This window comes from Chryseobacterium sp. (genome assembly GCF_008831505.1).
Lineage (GTDB): Bacteria > Bacteroidota > Bacteroidia > Flavobacteriales > Weeksellaceae > Marnyiella.
In genome coordinates, this window is sequence record NZ_CP044507.1 from 1,297,484 (window position 1) to 1,313,916 (window position 16,433).

The window sequence follows — 16,433 nt, forward strand, 5'->3', positions numbered from 1 at the left end:
ACTGCCTTCATTTTGAAGGCAGTTTTTTTATGGCTGTCAGTGAAAAAACATGGGGAACTTTGTGCCCAAACTGCGGAATTCTGTATTTGCCGGGCTCAAATTCTTCATTGTGTCTGAAGCAGGGATAGGGTGTCCAGTCATATTCCTGAAAGGAAGTAATTTGAAGTCCATTGGAAAGAAGCGCAGTTAAAACTTCTGAGGTGGGATGATTCCACGTAACGGATTTCTGATGAAGGTCTGCTGACTGATCCGCGTAGGTTCCCTGCTCCTCTTCCTCAATTGTTTCCTCATTAAAATAACTGTATTTGATGTGCGTGAAATTTTCATCAAACATCCAGATAATAGGATGGAACTCTACAAAGATCAGTTTACCGCCTGGTTTAAGGAAATGGCAAATAACGCCTGCCCATTTGTCAAGATCAGGTAACCAACCAATAGTTCCGTAGCTGGTATATACGATATCAAATTTCCCGCTCAGTACATCTGGTAGCTCATATAAATCTGAAGTTATAAATTCCGTGTTGACTCCTGCTTTTATTGAGAGGTCGCGTGCAGCTTCAATTGCCTTGTCCGAAAGATCGGCTCCTGTAACATGCGCACCCATGCGGGAAAGTGAGATAGAGTCCTGCCCGAAATGGCATTGTAGATGAAGAATCTCCTTTTCTTTCACCTCTCCTAAAATTTCAAGCTCTATTGAATTGAGCGAGGTCCGACCTGCCAGGAATTCATCAACAAAATAAAAGTCTGATTTTAGATGATGCTCCACCTTAGCATTCCAGGCGTCCCGGTTGATATTGAGATAATTATCCATATATAATGCTGTTATTCTTCCGCCATCAACGGCAATCTGCTATAAAATCCGTTACTTCCAGCTAAAAAATTCCTGAAGCGCAACAGTATGCTGCTCCCCGGTCTTCAGATCTTTAACAGTAATTCTGCTGCCGGCAATTTCTTCGCCACCAAAGAAAACCAGCTTTGGAATACCTTTCTTTTCAGCGTATGTAAATTGTTTTTTAAGTTTGGCAGTCTCAGGGTAAAGCTCAGCGGATATACCTTTGATCCGAAGTTGGGCAATTACTTTTAAAGCCTCCAACGCCTCTGTCTCACCATAGTTGGCAAACAGATACTGTACACCTGTATTTTCATCTTCCTCAAAGAGGCCCAATTCCTCCATCACCAGATAAATGCGGTCCAGACCGAACGAAATACCTATGCCCGGAATATTTTTTACGCCAAAAACTTCTGTGAGGTTATCATATCTGCCACCACCGCCAATGGAGCCCATCTCCACACCTTTAGCTTTTACTTCGAAAATTGCACCAGTATAATAATCAAGCCCACGGGCGAGGGTTATGTCGAATTTTAACTGTGCTGAGGAAATACCTAGCTCAAAGCATCTGGTAAGGACAAATTCCAGTTCTTCCACACCTTTAAGTCCCGATTCAATTCCCTCAAATTTTGTCTTTAGTTGCTGAACATTCTCCAAAGCATGATCACCTTGAGTGAACAGGAAATCAAGTTTATCAATCGAAGCCTGACTGATATTTTTCTGTACGAGCTCTTTTACAACTCCCTCCTTCCCTATTTTGTCCAGTTTATCCAACGCAACTGTAAAATCAATCAGCTGATCTGCGATTCCGGCATATTCAGCCAGTCCGGTTAGAATTTTGCGGTTGTTCAGGTGTATGGTTACGGGAATCCTAAGCTCCGAAAAAGATTTAAGATAAAGCTGCACCAGTTCGACTTCCTGCCAAAGGCTCTCGGAACCTACAACGTCGGCATCGCACTGATAAAATTCTCTGAAGCGTCCTTTCTGTGGCCGGTCTGCCCGCCAGACCGGCTGGATTTGGTAGCGTTTGAACGGAAATACCATCTGACCGTGATTCATGGCTACATAGCGGGCAAAAGGTACAGTAAGATCATAGCGCAGGGCTTTTTCAGAGATTTGTGAAATCAGTTTTTGCGAATTCTTCGTACTCCAGTCTTCTTCTTTCGTTTTGGAAGCATAATCTCCGGAGTTAAGGATCTTAAATATCAGCCGGTCCCCTTCTTCACCATATTTACCTGTAAGTGTCGAAAGATTTTCAAAACTTGGCGTTTCCAGCGGCTGGAAACCGAAAAGTTCAAAATTTTTCTGAAGTGTATTGATAATCTGTCGTCTCCTGATGACTTCTCCTGCGCTGAAATCGCGGGTTCCTTTCGCTAAACTTGGCTTCATTACTAATCTTTAGGTTATTGGCAGCGGATCTATCCCACCTGCAATTGCAAAAATAATGATTTGTTGAGGACTGGCAGGTGTCCGCTGAAAATAAGCTAAGAAAATACGAAGATAGACGCTATAATGATTTCACTGTCAGATCAGCTCTACCAGATTGATAATTTCCTCGCCGTAATTTTCAATTTTATGTTTACCGAAACCTTTGATGTCCTGAAGCTCTTCCTTTTTAGCCGGTTTGTATTTGGCAATTGAAAGGAGTTCCTTATTGGTCGCAATAAAGTAGGACGGCAACTTTTGGTTTTTGGCTTTTTCATTCCGCCACAAGCGAAGGGCATCCAGGATTTTCACTTCATCCTGATTAAGTTCATCTTCGTCAGGCGCACTGTACTTTTTGCCGGGTTCTTCATTCAGTATGGGCTTTTTCTCCTCAAAGTAAAGGATTACAGACCAACACTCCGATTCCTTTATAAAAGCAGACTCAAACTTCAGTATCTGGTGCTCTGCCAGGAACTTATCCAGCTTCTGCTGATCGGCGCGGATGAAGGCATCGTCTATCCGGACCTTTAAAACTTTAACTTTCATGATTTGGTGTTTTTGTGGTTTTTTGTACTTGCAATATAAGGAGAAGCCGGACCACATCTTAGTCGTCCGGCTTCAGAATCTTCTATTTACTTCCCAGGAGAACAAGTTCTTCAACGCGTATCTCTGTTATGTACATTTTTTGACCGTCTTTTTCATAGGAACGGTACATGAGTTTTCCTTCTACCGCGATTTCCTTACCTTTCTGCACATATTTCTGCATAATCTCCGCGGTTTTACCGAAGGCTACCAATGAATGCCATTGGGTCTCCTCTACTTTCTCGCCCATGGCGTTGGTATAAAAGTCGTTGGTTGCCAGCGATACACTGGCTTTCATTCCTTTTTCAAAGTTGATAACTTCGACTTCTTTTCCTGTGTGACCGATTAGGGTTACTCTGTTTCTTAGTGACATGACTTTAAAATTTAATTGTTAGACTTAGATAAGAGACTCACTGTTATTCTCAAATCTCTGATGCAAAGATTCAACGGTGGCCAAAATTTATTCGGTTAAAAAATATTTAATATCGTTTGTAGTCGTTTGTAAATGGATATAATAATAATTTACAGTGATTTATAAAAACTAAATTTATTTTATGATGTATGATTTTCTATTAATTTGTCCGTACTTTCAGCACAGGTCAGGCTTCTTACAGGTAAAAATCAGCCTTCATTATCTCATTATTTTCCGTAACTTTCTCGTTTAAATTTTAAAATAATTAACCGCCGAAATGTTAGAAGCACACCAGGTTAAAAAGTCATATGATGCGGGACGGAAAACCGCGCTGCAGGACTTCAGCATCAATGTTCCCACCGGCAGTATCTATGGACTGCTGGGCCCAAACGGAGCTGGAAAAACAACCTTCATCCGGATCATCAACCAAATTACCCAAGCCGACAGCGGCGAGGTTTTCATTAACGGTGAAAAGCTCAACCCCAGCCATATCCGCGATATTGGCTATATGCCCGAAGAGCGCGGGTTGTATAAGAACATGACGGTGGGCGACCAGCTGCTCTATTTTGGCGAACTTAAGGGCATGACCAAGAGCGAGGCCCTGCATGAGGCCAAATACTGGTTTGAACAGCTGAATATCGATCAGTGGTGGAAAAAAAAGCTTAGCGAACTTTCCAAAGGGATGGCACAAAAGATACAGTTCGTAGTTACGGTGCTGCACAAACCAAAACTTCTTATTCTGGATGAACCGTTTTCGGGATTCGACCCTGTGAATGCAAATCTTATCAAGGACCAGATATTGGCTTTGAAAGAACGTGGCACGACCATTATCCTGTCCACTCACCGGATGGAAAGTGTGGAAGAAATGTGCGATTATGTGGCATTAATCAATAACTCCAGAAAAATCCTGGACGGAAAGGTATTTGATGTTCGTGAACAATTCAAGAAAAATATTTTCGGGGTCACGCTTTCGGATGTGGACCAACAGCAGTTTGAAAATTTCCGCAAGGTTCATGACATTAGCCTTTTCACTACAGCAAATGAGCTTATTTCCTTTGACATCAGTAATAGCGGAAACCAGAATCATCTTATATCGGAACTTGTAAGAATTGGCAAAATACGGTCCTTTGACGAAAAGATTCCGAGTATGAATGAAGTCTTCATTACCGCTGTGCGCGATTGTTATGCCGCACCTGAAACGGTAACTTTCCATTAATAATTAAGACTGCCTTAGCATTGAACTTCCACATGAAGAATATATTTTTAATCACTAAACGTGAATACCTGACGCAGGTAAAAAAGAAATCCTTTATTATCCTCACTATTCTGGCTCCGATAATAATGATTGCATTCGGTGCCTTTATTGCCGTAATGCTGAAAGCTAATGAAACCCAGTACACTGTTAATGTAATTGACAAAGGAGGAGTCTTCGCCGGCAAACTTAAATCGGATGATAAACTGAAATATGTTTATGTAAACCCCGCGTCTGAAAATCAGCTGGTAAACAGTTTGAAAGACATGGAGGAAACCAATGGCTTGCTGATCCTGGCACCCCTGCAGGATAACAGGTTTGATATGCTGGAAAAGAATTCCAGACTGCTTGTGAACGATAAGATTGGCTTTGAGACCAAACAGCGCATTGTGGACGACTTATCGGAGGTTTTACGTCAGGCCAAGATAAAGCACCTCAATATCAATGAAGAGGAGATTGTGCAGCTCGATAAAAATTTTGAACTTAAAAGCAGTAATGTTAATGATAAGAGCCAGGTAGATACAGACCTGGATTTCGGTGTGAAGTATGGCCTTGGGATGGTCCTGATGTATGCTGTGTTTATGTTCATCATTATTTATGGTGTACGTGTTATGAGATCAGTACTGGAAGAGAAGAATAACCGTGTGGTGGAAATCCTTATTTCATCAGTAAAGCCATTTGAGCTGATGATGGGTAAGATTCTGGGTGTTACCCTGGTTGCCCTAACCCAGTTCAGCGTATGGATTACAATGGCTATTTTAGGTGCTTTATTTCTGAATACCGGATTTTCTGCCATGAAGGATAATCTGCCAAGCGGAAGTGAGCAGGTGGTGGAGAAAGTGGATTTTGCCCAAATCGCGGGAGAGGTGTCGCACATTTTGCTGGAGATGAATGTACCTGTTGTCATTGCTGTGTTTCTGTTTTTCTTCCTTTTTGGTTATATCTTTTACAGTTCCATGTATGCGGCAATCGGTTCGGCGGTCGATAATGAGACCGAAACACAACAGTTTACCCTGTTTGCGATTATACCGCTGATGGTGGGCATGTACGGCAGCATAACCATCATTAACAACCCTAATGGTCCACTTGGTTTCTGGCTGTCCATCATTCCGTTTACCTCACCTGTGGCCATGGTGGCACGCATACCATTTGGTGTGCCGATGTGGGAAATCGCGCTGTCTATGTTCCTGCTTATTATGAGCACATTTCTCATGGTTTTTATTGCGGCCAAAGTTTACCGCGTGGGCATTTTAATGTACGGAAATAAGGCAACAATGAAGGAACTCTGGAAGTGGATCAGAAACTGATGATTTTACGAAAGCTTCATGATTTAGGTAATAAAAAAACTGCTTGATTTCTCAGCAGTTTTTTTGTTAGTACGGTTTATTGTTGAACCTTTTCAGGATCGTCATAATTCACCATCCAGTTAATGCCGAATTTGTCCGTCCACATTCCGAAATAAGCTCCCCAGAAGGTTTCGGCGTTTGGCATTGTCACCACTCCACCTTCCGAAAGCGCGGTTGCCAGACGGTCGGCCTCTTCGCGCGAATCGGTGTTGATTGATATAGAGAAATTGTTTCCCTGCAGGAAGCCTGCGGACCATTCACCGCCTGTATCACTGCCCATAAGCATCGTTTCCTGCGAGATGGGTAACGACACATGCATAATGCGGTTTTTTTCGATCTCGGACATCTTTTCGTTACCTTCAGCAGGCATATCACCAAAGCGCCCGATATATGGAAATTCGCCGCCAAATACCGATTTATAGAAGTTAAAAGCCTCCTCGCAATTACCGTTGAAGGTTAAGTACACATTTACTGTTGCCATAATTCTTATATTAATTATTTCATTTGTACTGAGTTAATTGTGTGGCAGCCATCCATTTAGGGTTTTTCTGATAACGCCTTCAGTTTCTGCAGACCTAAGGTGAAATCGGGCCCTACCTGATCCTCCAGATCCATGAAGAGCTTCATGGGGCTGAAAGGAAAGGGTATCTCTGAGGTGAATCCCCATACCGCTTTAATGCCGGGACCATTTGGATGCACTGTTACATATTCCATAGCCTTACTTTCGTAGGGAGTAAGGAACGTCATTTCTATATCGATCCTTTTTATGGCAGAATCTACTTTCAACACTTTTATATAGCCCTTTCCTACCGCTTCATTACCTTGCCAGCACTGCTGTTCGCCCGGCTGACCCGTGGTGCCTGACCAATCTTTCTTCGCATTCGGGTCCTTCTCTTGCCAGGGACTCCAGGATTCCATAGCTTTCAGGCTATTAGTATTTTGCCAAACCCTGTCGACCGGTGCGTTGACTACTGTTGATTTCTCAAATTTGCATTCGCCGGAAATTATCGCTGCTGCCAGAAGCCAAATCAATACAAATGCCGCCAATATATAAGCGGTAATCTTTAGAATTTTCATGTATTTATACTAATTAGCGGTGCTGGTCCAGCATAATTACATTGCCGTCCGGATCCTTTAAAACAAAGTGTTCCGGTCCTGAGGAATTTTCATCAGCTTCCTTATCCAAAGATAAACCGGCTGCTTTCAGTTGTTTTTGGATTTCCCGAACATCCTGAAAATTTTCAAGATTAACGGCATTCTGATCCCAGCCTGGATTGAAAGTAAGAATATTCTTCTCAAACATGCCCTGGAAAAGACCGATAACGGTAGTTCCATTTCGTAAAATCAACCATTTCTGGTCAATGTTTCCGCCCATTTGCTCAAAACCCAGCTTTTTATAAAAGTCATACGATTGCTGAATGTCACGAACATTCAGGCTTACAGAAAATGCCCCAAGTTCCATATTATCTTTTTATTATTTTTGAATTATCAGCAAGTCTGTAGCCTACCCACACCAGTGACCATACCAGTACACCTGCTACCCAGAACCAGGCGGGAGTAGGCATACTGTACATCATGTATATGGTTTGCAGCAGAAATACGAGACCGCAGATAAGCGCATAAATCATCTTTCCGTCTGCCGAAACTTTTGTAGAAATGTAGCCGGACAGCAGCGCGCCCACGGCATAAGCCAAAATCACAAAGAAAAGTGCCATAAATGGCGCCGTAGACACGTAGGAGGCCATAGCGTCCATATCATTGCGATCAATTCCTGCAGGTAGCGGATAAAGTTTGTGCCCCAGGGTCTCAATCAAATAGATACCCAATCCGCCGGCCAGAACACCTGCCGGAACAGCTATTATTTTTTTAATCATGGTAATTGGTTTTTCCAGTTAGTTTTGAAGTCTAGTGTGCCATCATTATTTCTCCAGGTGCCGGTAAATTCAGTTTGGTGGCTGCGGGTACGGAGCTCTTCTCCTGGGATACTTATGATGATTTTAAAATCTCCGCTGAACCTGCCGGTGTGTTTACCGCTGCCCTCTTCAGTAAGAAGATAATCCCCAACTACAGTCACAAAGGCAGCGTCGGCTGCTTGCCCGGTTATTGATAGCAGACCTCTAAAAGGTGTTGTATTATTTCTTACCGTGGAATAGCCCGAAACATTATATTTGTTCTTATTTTCTGCACTTTGCTTCACTTCTTTAAATTTAATCTGAAGCGCGGTACCCGTACTGATCGTTCCGGTATAATACTGATTGTTGTTTATCCAGATCTCTTCTAAATTATAATTCTGAGCAAAGCCAGAGCTGCACGCAAAAAACAGCAGAGAGAAAGTAAGGAACCTTAAGTTAAATCGGGATAACATGGCGCAAAATATTAAACACCAAACTGTTGCAAGTGATGATTAAGATGCTTTGCAAGCATATTGTTCCATTCTTGAGCAGTCAGTATCCCAAAACTTGAATTTGTTTTACCTTCAAAAGCTTCACGGCCCAACTGCTGGACGCGCTGGATATTTCCAATTAACTTTTTCTTTTCCTCTTCAAAATTGCGGGCATCCGAAATAATAAAAACCGGACTTGTCGGGATATTTTGTTTGTAAGGTATGTTGTTTACCACTTTAGGCTTTACAAAATTCTTAAGAAGAAACTTTGCTATCATACCAGGCTTTTTCTGTTTTTCAGGTTCAAAGATAAAAGAGTAAGGTACGTTCATATGAGCCAAAACCTGGTCTACCGTCATCTTACCCCACTTCCGCTGGGTCTCCGGGGTCAGGTTGTTAATCCTGTCAATATAATTCTGAGCGTCTTTTGTGCTGAACACGTCTTCCATAGTTTATTGAGTATCGTTTAGGCAAATTTAATCCAATTCGCCGGATTTTGTATCCACTACATATAAAAAAGCCGCTTCATTTTTTGATGAAGCGGCCAGTGTTCTATAATGTGCAGATTTTTAAAAGGTGACCTTCAGCCCGCCCAGAAACTGTGCGCCCAGAACACGGTAAGCGTTATGGCTTTGATATCTGTTGTTCAGCAGGTTATTACCCATCACAAAAACACTTACATTGCGGTGTGCTTTATATTCAGCAGAAATATTTAGATCTGCATAACCACTAACTTTGCCGTCCATATATTCAGTGACTTCAAAATTGGCCGGCTGTAAGTCGTCCGGTTCCACGGTGAAGTAATTTGTTTTCTGGTCACCTGCAAAAAAGCCTTTAAATCCTAGTAAAAGTTTTTTGTCCAGCAGAGTATATTTAGCACCCAGTTCTGCACGGATAAGTGGTGTATTCAATATGTCTTCATAATTATTAAGCCTGAAGAAGTTGTAGTTTATATTCCCGTCCACAACGAGATTTTCCAACGGGAAATACTGCAGGGATGCCTTAACCTCATTTACAGATCCGTTATCGTAAGTTGCCGAAAAGGTATTGGCAAAATCATAGGCAGCGCGATCCAGGGTATTTTCAGGTGAAAACAATCCATTGCTTCTGTAAAACAGGATATCGTTCACTTTTGCAAAGCCGGCAGACAGATCATATTTTAAGTCCTGGCTTATATCTCCGCGAATCCCGAAATAGACTCTGTATTTTGTTTCGGTAGGTCGGATAACCTGATCGGACACTAAGTACGGATTGTCACGCAACATGGAAGCATATGAATTATGCTGAAGACCACCGTCTACTCCGAGATACAGGTTGGCCTTTTCCGAACCTGCGAAAAAGATCTCGGCTCTTGGGAACCAATAGGTTTTACTGGTGGTTACAGTCTCTGTAAGCTGGTTATCCTGGGTTTTCCCATTCAGGAAACTGAACCCGGAGCCAATCATCAAATAACTTTTTCCCCGGTAAAAGGAAAGTTTAGGCTCTGCATATCCTTCAAGGTAATTTGAATTATTTTGGTTAAGCAACTCAAACTGAGTATCCAGGGTTTCTAAACCAAGTCCCAGGTCAGCATGCAGCTTCACTCCGTCCAACGGGAAATTCATGCCATGTTTGGAGAGGTTCAGATCCAAACCACCATAAGTTTCCTTCGCATCAAACTTATCAGAGAGAAACGACGTCTTCAGTCGGACATCATTCAGTATTTCATTGGAATAGTGGTCGTAGTAGCCGCTCAGGGTGATGTTCTGTACCTGCTGCTTCAGGTTGCTATTTGCATCGGGTTGCAATGCATAGATACCGTAGTAATTGTAATCATGTGAGCCAAACCCTGCATTGGCGTTAAATTTTCCTTTTTCACCATACGAATTCAGGTAGGCACCCAAATCCACGCGGCTTGAATTGCTGTCCCATGGATAGTCTTCCTTTAAACCGCTGGTAGAGAGAACATGAGCATCTGCGCCTACTTCGGTTTTGCTTTCCAGAAGGTAGGACACATTACCATCGAAGAGTACCTTACCAAAATTTCCCATTCCGAACTGCAGATAATTATTCTGATAATCGGATCCTAATTTAGGCGAAATATCTTCACCTTCAATTGTGGAAGTGGTAAAGTCTGAGGTTGCGGGAACGTTGGTAAGATTATAATTAACCGGATTCTGAGCTTTTTCTTCAGGCGGATAATTCTTGATGGTTTCAACAGATGTTTTCTTCTTCTCTATTTTTCTTACTTCAGGTTCGCGTTTGCGGTCCAGAATCAATTTTTCCTCTTTTATCTGAGAAAAAGCAACCTGTGAGATTCCCAAAAACAAAAGGGATATAATTTGAACTTTCTTATTCATAATTGTCAGTTTAACAGCATGCCCAATCAGTAAGGGACGTGTGTGCTAATTCGTTTTGATGGAAATTTTTACTTAATGAGTTTTTTAACTTCACGTGCTTCTGCCACAATCTCCGGCAGGTCCTGGTAGTTGGCAATAATCTGATCCACAGTATAACTTGCCTGGTAGTTGTCCTTGAGTCCAAGATAGTTACGGGCCATCAGGACGAGGGCTTTAGCACCCCAATATTCTTCTGCTGCATAATTGTTGGCCAGTTTGAAGATGGTCTCGTTGGATGATTTGTAACTTTTCGCTTTATTCTGATAGAATGCTTTAGCATAAAGTGCCTCCGCCGCAACCGCAGGATTAGATGACTTTTCCAGCGCGGCATACGCAGACTGTGCATCTTTTCCGCTGTTCATCAGGCTTCTGGCCTTAATAACCCTGGCGCTTTCCATTACTGCAGGTGCATTTTTATTGTTGGCAAGTACCAGATCTGCCAAACGCTCTGCTTCTTTAAAGTTTTTCTCCTTTGCGTAGATGTTCATCAGTTCCACATTGGCAAAATTCCTGATGTTCACATTGCCTGATGTCACAAGGCCGTTCAGGTATTTTTTTGCTTCAGCAAAATCACCCTGTGAAATATAGATTTGTGCAATTCTCGTTTGCGCATCTTCCTGGTAATCACTCTGAACCGATGCCACATCCTGAAGTGTTAGTAAAGCCTTTGTGCTGTCAGAGGTTTGGTAGTAACTTTCACCCAGTTCATACTGTGCCTGGTACAGTCCTTCCCCCGTAGGATTTTGGCTCAGGTATTTCTCATACAAAGGAATTGCACGGGCATATTCTTTTTTCAGATAGTGCTGCTTGGCTGTAGCCAGATTAATTTCATCAAGCTCGGCAGCGTCTATCCTCACTCCAAGTTGCTGTGCAAATGCCTGGTAGCCTGCCACATCACCTGTCTTCATATACAGCGGCCTTGAAGCCTGTACCACTTTGGAGGCAAACGCGGTTCCGCGGTATTGGGAACCCAGTTGTTGAAATTCTGCCAGTGCCTTAGCATCATCATTGCCGTCTATATAATTCTGAGCTCTGTAAATCTGGGCATTTGCCACAAGATCACGGTCAGCACTCGCTTTTATTACTCTGCCGAAATAATCATTGGAATTTGCGTAATCGCCTTGCGTGGAATAGGCAACTCCTATCTCATATTGCGCATCATCCACATATTCAGAACCGGAATACTGGGAAATAAGTCCTTTCAGAACGGTAATTTTCTCTGCATTCTTACCCTGGAAACCAAGTGCAAGAGCTTTCTGGAAAACGGTATAGTCGTTCACATTGCCGGCACTGTCGTAGATGGCAATCGCATCTGCCAGTTCGTTATTGGCGTAATGAGTGTCGGCCAGTCTCAGTTCAGCATCACTTTTAAAGTCCGGATCAGGATTCTTCAGATATTCTGCAAAATACTGTTTTGCCTTTGTGAAGTCCCTTGCCTTAAAATAGGCATAGCCCAGATCATAGGCCAACTGCCGCTTTTCGGGAAAGGCCGGGCCCGTAAGTACATTCTCATAATGGCTGATTGCTGATGTATAATTGCCCTTCTGATAATAGGTTTGCCCCAGCCAATAGTGTGCACGGCTGTTGAATTCTTTATTAATGTTGAATTCAAGGCTTCTTAAGAAAAACTTTTCTGCAGCATCATAATTCCCTTTGTTAAATTCCTCAGTTCCCAGAAGGTAAGATACTTCCTGATCGATCTTATCTGTTTCGGGGGTCGAGTTCTGAAGTTTATCAATGGCCGCCAAAGTTTCGCGGTAATCTCCCGAATAAAGGTAAGATTTAACCAGCAGCCTCCGAAGTTCAGGTGTTTTGGAATCTGAAGGATATTTATCGATATAATTCTGAATCACCTTTGGTGCAGCCTCAAACGGGTTACCTACGTCATAGCTTAACTTGGCATACTGCTCATGTGCCAGTTTCTGTACACTACTGTCATAGTCCATCTGATGTGCGGAACGGAACGCCGATAGGGCTTCCTGCTTCCTGCCGGTCTGGATATAGGCATTCCCCAATTGGTAATATGCATTTTGGGACAGCGCTGACTTGCTGTTGATGAGCTGGTTGTAATAGGAAACAGCATCTTCATATTTCTGAAGCTCTGCCGCCACAAATCCCATCTGGTAAAGGTCGCTTTCGCTTGGATTGGATTTACTTTCCACAAAACTCTTGAGGTGCGGGTACGCAGCGGAATAGTCCTGCTTCATAAAGTAACTTTCCCCTATGATTTTATGGACTTCAGCCTTATACGCCTCAGAAATACCGGGATCTTCCAGCAAGGTGTTTCCCTCCGCGATGGCCTGGTCATACTGCTTCTCATTATAGTACATCTGTACATAATAGGGACGTACCAGTTTGGCGAACTTTTCATCAGACTTTACACTGTTAAAATACTGAAATGCCTTGTCGTGCTGGCGGTCTGCATAATACAGATGACCCAACATATAAGCTATTTCCATTTTATTTTCTGTGCCGCCATTTTCATAGGCTTCCTCCAGCGCACGGATGGCGCCCGGGCTGTCGCCGGTCATGAATTTGGCATAACCCAGTTTCAGGATGTAATCTGCATTTTCCTGTCGGGAAAGCTGATACTGATTTACATTCTGAAGCGTCTCCAGCGCTTTGTCAAAATCCTTCTGGGCCAGATAGTAATCGGCCAACGGCAGATTGGCCTGCGCGAAGAAGGCGGATTCCGGATATTCCTTCATAAAGGCGGCCAGTCCCTTTTCAGCATGGTTTTTTTGAAGGATGACACCGATTACATTGTCAAAAAACTGCGCAGCTTCTTTTTTGGAAGCAGTAAGATTCTGGTTATAAAAATATTGCTGGGCATATTCGTATTGAGACGCGTTAAAAATCCTTGTTTGATACAGGTTTTCGGCCAGGTTATAGGTGTATGAACCGCGGTCGCTGAAATATCTGGAGTGCTGGGCTTCGGCTAAACCAAAATAAAAAACGGCGCCGGCCAGTAACAATTTCTTCGAATTCATTTTTCAGATTTAGGAAGGTTATTTTATCAACGAAAATATTGATTACTTATTACCCGCACAAGTGTTTTCGTTAATGTGAATATGTGGATAACGTTAAAGACGAATTATAATTTAATTGAATAGTTCATGTAATATATATATTTGCAGAAAGAAACCTTCAATAGAACATTTACCGAAATAATTTCTGCAAAGAAAAAAGACTTTGTAACAGGATATTTTGGAAGAAAAAATGTGAGTTTTTTTCTAACACGCAGTATTAAGATCCGAAAATCAAAAATCAGACAGTTACTTCAAAATTAATTTATTAAATATCATTTCGCTATAATAAAAACCGCTTCCCGCAAGCGGTTTTTCTGTTATTTCATTACATTTGTTTTCATCAAATAAACTTATGAACCAACTTTTCAGGAGAAAACACTACAACGAAGCCGATCATTCCACAGGTCTGAACCGTGTGCTGGGTGTTTGGGATATTGTATTTTTCGGGCTTGCGGCCATCATCGGCGCGGGCAGTTTCAGCAGCCTGGGAGAGGCCATCTTTCGTGGTGGTCCGGGAGTAATTTCGCTCTACGTGATCTGTGGAATTGCCTGCGGCTTTACAGCACTTTCCTATGCCGAATTCGCCAGCAGGATTCCCGTAGCAGGCTCGGCCTATACCTATGCTTACGCCAGTTTTGGTGAACTGATGGCCTGGATCATTGGCTGGGCGCTTATTATGGAATATTCTTTCGGAAATATATACGTTGCTTTCTCGTGGAGTGATTATTTTACAGGATTTCTGGAAAGGCTCGGATTCATCGTGCCCGATTACCTTTCTACCAGTTATCCGGAAGCCAGGAAAGCTTTTGAAAACGGTTCCGAGAATAAGAATCTGATTAATGCCTGGGTCAGCGCTCCTATGGTGGCCGGCTGGAAATTCATCGTAGATATTCCGGCAATTCTTATCAATATCTGTATTACCGCTCTGGTTTACATCGGCGTGAAAGAAAGCAAGAACTTCAACAATATGCTGGTCATTCTGAAGATTGCGGTTATCATCCTTATTATCTGCGTAGGCGTTTTTTATATTGATTCCGATAACTGGACACCCGTGGGTGAAAATGGTACCAGCAGCTTTATGCCTAACGGTTTTTCAGGTGTAATGGCTGCCGTGTCCGGCGTTTTCTTTGCCTATATCGGCTTTGATGCATTGAGTGTGCTTTCTGAAGAAACCAAAAATCCGCAAAAGAATTTGCCCCGCGGGATGATTATCTCACTGGTAGTAAGCACACTGATTTATATTGCACTAACTTTAATCCTAACAGGCTTTGTAGATTACCGCAAATTTGAAGGTGTAGGCGACCCACTGTCCTTTATTTTCTCTCCGGAAAACGGAAACCTGCCGTGGATGGAGTATATTGTTTCCGTGACCGCTATCATTGCCATTACATCTGTACTTCTGGTATTCCAGATGGGTCAGCCCAGGATCTGGTATGCCATGAGCCGCGATGGCCTGCTGCCGAAGAAGTTCTCCAGCATCCACGAAAAATACAGAACACCCGGTTTCGCCACCATAATTACCGGAATCGCTGTGGGACTGCCCATCCTTTTTACGGATAAGTCGTTTATCCTGGATTTCACAAGTATAGGAACGATATTCGCCTTCGTTTTGGTAAACGGCGGAATCTTGCTCATGCCCCGAAAAGAAAAATTACAGGGTCGTTTCCACATGCCCTATGTGAATTCGAAATATATTTTTCCTGTTCTCTTTCTTGTAAGTCTGGCGGGGTTCTATTACTGGCAACCGGATTTCTTCGCCAATTTGCTGAAATGGAGTGACCCTGTGGAAGGTGAATTCCGGATTTCGGTAACTATTTATCTTATTATCAACTTTGTCCTGGTATATTTTTCGTTTACCCGTAACCTAAGCCTGTTTCCCTTACTTGGACTTACGTGCTGTTTATATCTACTGACAGGAATGACGCACAATAACTGGTTCTGGTTTGGTCTTTGGTTTGCAGTGGGACTTATTATTTACTTCATGTACGGCATGAAAAACAGCAAACTGCAGCGTGACCTGAATGGTGATCTGAACTGATAATTTCACCGCCGGTATCTCCTGCATCTAAAGAACTAATATTATGGAAAAGCAGAAGATGACATACGGTGAGTTTTATGAATACTATCTGAGTCAACATCAGAAACCAATGACCCGGGTATTTCATTTTTTGGGTATATTTTTCACCTTTTGGATACTCATATACATTATATACTCCGGACAGGAAAGGTTCCTATGGTATTTGCCACTCACCCTGCTGGGCCTACCGGCATTCGGGCATGTTTTTGAGCAGAATAAACCCACAGGAATTTCAGCACCCATAAGGACGCTGATCAGTGATTTTCAATTATTTTTTGAGCTCATCAGCGGAAAAGAGAAGTTCCGCCCGAAAAATAAAAATATTATCAGATAAATCCGCATAGTTTTAAAGCTGAAAATGCGATCCCAACCAAACAGCCACCATTCCCAACAGGATGCTGGCTGTTGTGTAAAGTGTAAGCATTAAATAGTTCTGATTCTGCCACAGTGCCAGGTTTTCTAAGGAAAATGCTGAAAAGGTAGTAAAGCCTCCGCAAAAACCGGCGATAAGCAATAATCTGAGCTCATTGTGCTCTTTTATAATTGTGGATGAGAAAATTCCAATAAGCAGGCATCCCAGCATGTTTACCGTAAAGGTTCCCAGCGGAAAACCGCCCAAATTCCAGAGCGACTGCGTACTTTTTGAAATAAGAAAGCGGAGTACGCTGCCTGCTCCTCCGCCTAAAAATATGATCAGGAGATATTTCATCATAATCCTGT

Annotated in this window: 17 protein-coding genes; 4 read left to right on the forward strand and 13 right to left on the reverse strand. The window is 42.6% G+C overall.

The features are described 5' to 3' along the window. Positions 1 to 7: 7 nt before the first annotated feature. From F7R58_RS06105 to F7R58_RS06120, 4 genes are all read right to left on the reverse strand, one after another. Positions 8 to 811 (reverse strand): class I SAM-dependent methyltransferase, encoded by an 804-nt coding sequence (locus F7R58_RS06105; RefSeq protein ID WP_158064051.1) that lies wholly within the window; start codon positions 809 to 811, stop codon positions 8 to 10. A 51-nt stretch (positions 812 to 862) separates the two neighbouring features. Beyond that, on the reverse strand, positions 863 to 2,218 hold the full coding sequence (gene hisS, locus F7R58_RS06110) for a histidine--tRNA ligase (protein WP_158064052.1): 1,356 nt from the start codon (positions 2,216 to 2,218) through the stop codon (positions 863 to 865). 135 nt (positions 2,219 to 2,353) lie between these two features. Next, the gene (locus F7R58_RS06115) at positions 2,354 to 2,800 is read right to left on the reverse strand and encodes an HRDC domain-containing protein (protein ID WP_158064053.1); all 447 of its coding nucleotides are present in this window, start codon (positions 2,798 to 2,800) and stop codon (positions 2,354 to 2,356) included. 82 nt (positions 2,801 to 2,882) lie between these two features. Then, positions 2,883 to 3,209 (reverse strand): single-stranded DNA-binding protein, encoded by a 327-nt coding sequence (locus F7R58_RS06120; protein WP_158064054.1) that lies wholly within the window; start codon positions 3,207 to 3,209, stop codon positions 2,883 to 2,885. A gap of 316 nt (positions 3,210 to 3,525) precedes the next feature. Here F7R58_RS06120 and F7R58_RS06125 point away from each other — a divergent pair, with 316 nt between their 5' ends. Continuing rightward, the gene (locus F7R58_RS06125) at positions 3,526 to 4,464 is read left to right on the forward strand and encodes an ABC transporter ATP-binding protein (RefSeq protein ID WP_158064055.1); all 939 of its coding nucleotides are present in this window, start codon (positions 3,526 to 3,528) and stop codon (positions 4,462 to 4,464) included. A 32-nt stretch (positions 4,465 to 4,496) separates the two neighbouring features. Next, complete coding sequence (locus F7R58_RS06130) at positions 4,497 to 5,807, forward strand: ABC transporter permease (protein WP_158064056.1); 1,311 nt, start codon at positions 4,497 to 4,499, stop codon at positions 5,805 to 5,807. Positions 5,808 to 5,883: 76 nt separating this feature from the next. Here F7R58_RS06130 and F7R58_RS06135 read toward each other — a convergent pair whose 3' ends face one another. The 8 genes from F7R58_RS06135 to F7R58_RS06170 all read right to left on the reverse strand — a co-directional run bounded on the left by F7R58_RS06135 (position 5,884) and on the right by F7R58_RS06170 (position 13,597). Continuing rightward, complete coding sequence (locus tag F7R58_RS06135) at positions 5,884 to 6,327, reverse strand: VOC family protein (protein ID WP_158064057.1); 444 nt, start codon at positions 6,325 to 6,327, stop codon at positions 5,884 to 5,886. Positions 6,328 to 6,383: 56 nt separating this feature from the next. Continuing rightward, entirely contained in the window at positions 6,384 to 6,923 is a 540-nt protein-coding gene (locus F7R58_RS06140; RefSeq protein ID WP_158064058.1) for an SRPBCC family protein, read from the reverse strand. Between the two features lie 13 nt (positions 6,924 to 6,936). After that, the gene (locus F7R58_RS06145) at positions 6,937 to 7,308 is read right to left on the reverse strand and encodes a VOC family protein (RefSeq protein ID WP_158064059.1); all 372 of its coding nucleotides are present in this window, start codon (positions 7,306 to 7,308) and stop codon (positions 6,937 to 6,939) included. A gap of 1 nt (position 7,309) precedes the next feature. After that, positions 7,310 to 7,720 (reverse strand): hypothetical protein, encoded by a 411-nt coding sequence (locus tag F7R58_RS06150; protein ID WP_158064060.1) that lies wholly within the window; start codon positions 7,718 to 7,720, stop codon positions 7,310 to 7,312. After that, positions 7,717 to 8,043 carry a hypothetical protein gene (locus tag F7R58_RS06155; protein ID WP_158064061.1) on the reverse strand — a complete coding sequence of 109 codons (327 nt, stop codon included), beginning with the start codon at positions 8,041 to 8,043 and terminating at the stop codon, positions 7,717 to 7,719. The genes F7R58_RS06150 and F7R58_RS06155 overlap by 4 nt, the downstream gene beginning before the upstream one ends. Before the next feature lie 179 nt (positions 8,044 to 8,222). Next, positions 8,223 to 8,678, reverse strand: a complete 456-nt coding sequence (locus F7R58_RS06160) for a DUF1569 domain-containing protein (RefSeq protein ID WP_158064062.1) — start codon at positions 8,676 to 8,678, stop codon at positions 8,223 to 8,225. A gap of 120 nt (positions 8,679 to 8,798) precedes the next feature. Further along, the gene (locus F7R58_RS06165; protein WP_158064063.1) at positions 8,799 to 10,568 is read right to left on the reverse strand and encodes a TonB-dependent receptor; all 1,770 of its coding nucleotides are present in this window, start codon (positions 10,566 to 10,568) and stop codon (positions 8,799 to 8,801) included. A gap of 68 nt (positions 10,569 to 10,636) precedes the next feature. After that, a complete protein-coding gene (locus F7R58_RS06170; protein ID WP_158064064.1) occupies positions 10,637 to 13,597 on the reverse strand; it encodes a tetratricopeptide repeat protein in 2,961 nt (986 codons plus the stop codon). Positions 13,598 to 13,988: 391 nt separating this feature from the next. Here F7R58_RS06170 and F7R58_RS06175 point away from each other — a divergent pair, with 391 nt between their 5' ends. Both F7R58_RS06175 and F7R58_RS06180 read left to right on the forward strand, forming a co-directional pair. Then, positions 13,989 to 15,674, forward strand: a complete 1,686-nt coding sequence (locus F7R58_RS06175) for an APC family permease (RefSeq protein WP_158064065.1) — start codon at positions 13,989 to 13,991, stop codon at positions 15,672 to 15,674. A gap of 43 nt (positions 15,675 to 15,717) precedes the next feature. Next, positions 15,718 to 16,047 (forward strand): DUF962 domain-containing protein, encoded by a 330-nt coding sequence (locus F7R58_RS06180; RefSeq protein WP_158064066.1) that lies wholly within the window; start codon positions 15,718 to 15,720, stop codon positions 16,045 to 16,047. Between the two features lie 12 nt (positions 16,048 to 16,059). Here F7R58_RS06180 and crcB read toward each other — a convergent pair whose 3' ends face one another. Beyond that, positions 16,060 to 16,425 carry a fluoride efflux transporter CrcB gene (gene crcB, locus F7R58_RS06185; RefSeq protein ID WP_317132570.1) on the reverse strand — a complete coding sequence of 122 codons (366 nt, stop codon included), beginning with the start codon at positions 16,423 to 16,425 and terminating at the stop codon, positions 16,060 to 16,062. Positions 16,426 to 16,433: the final 8 nt, after the last annotated feature.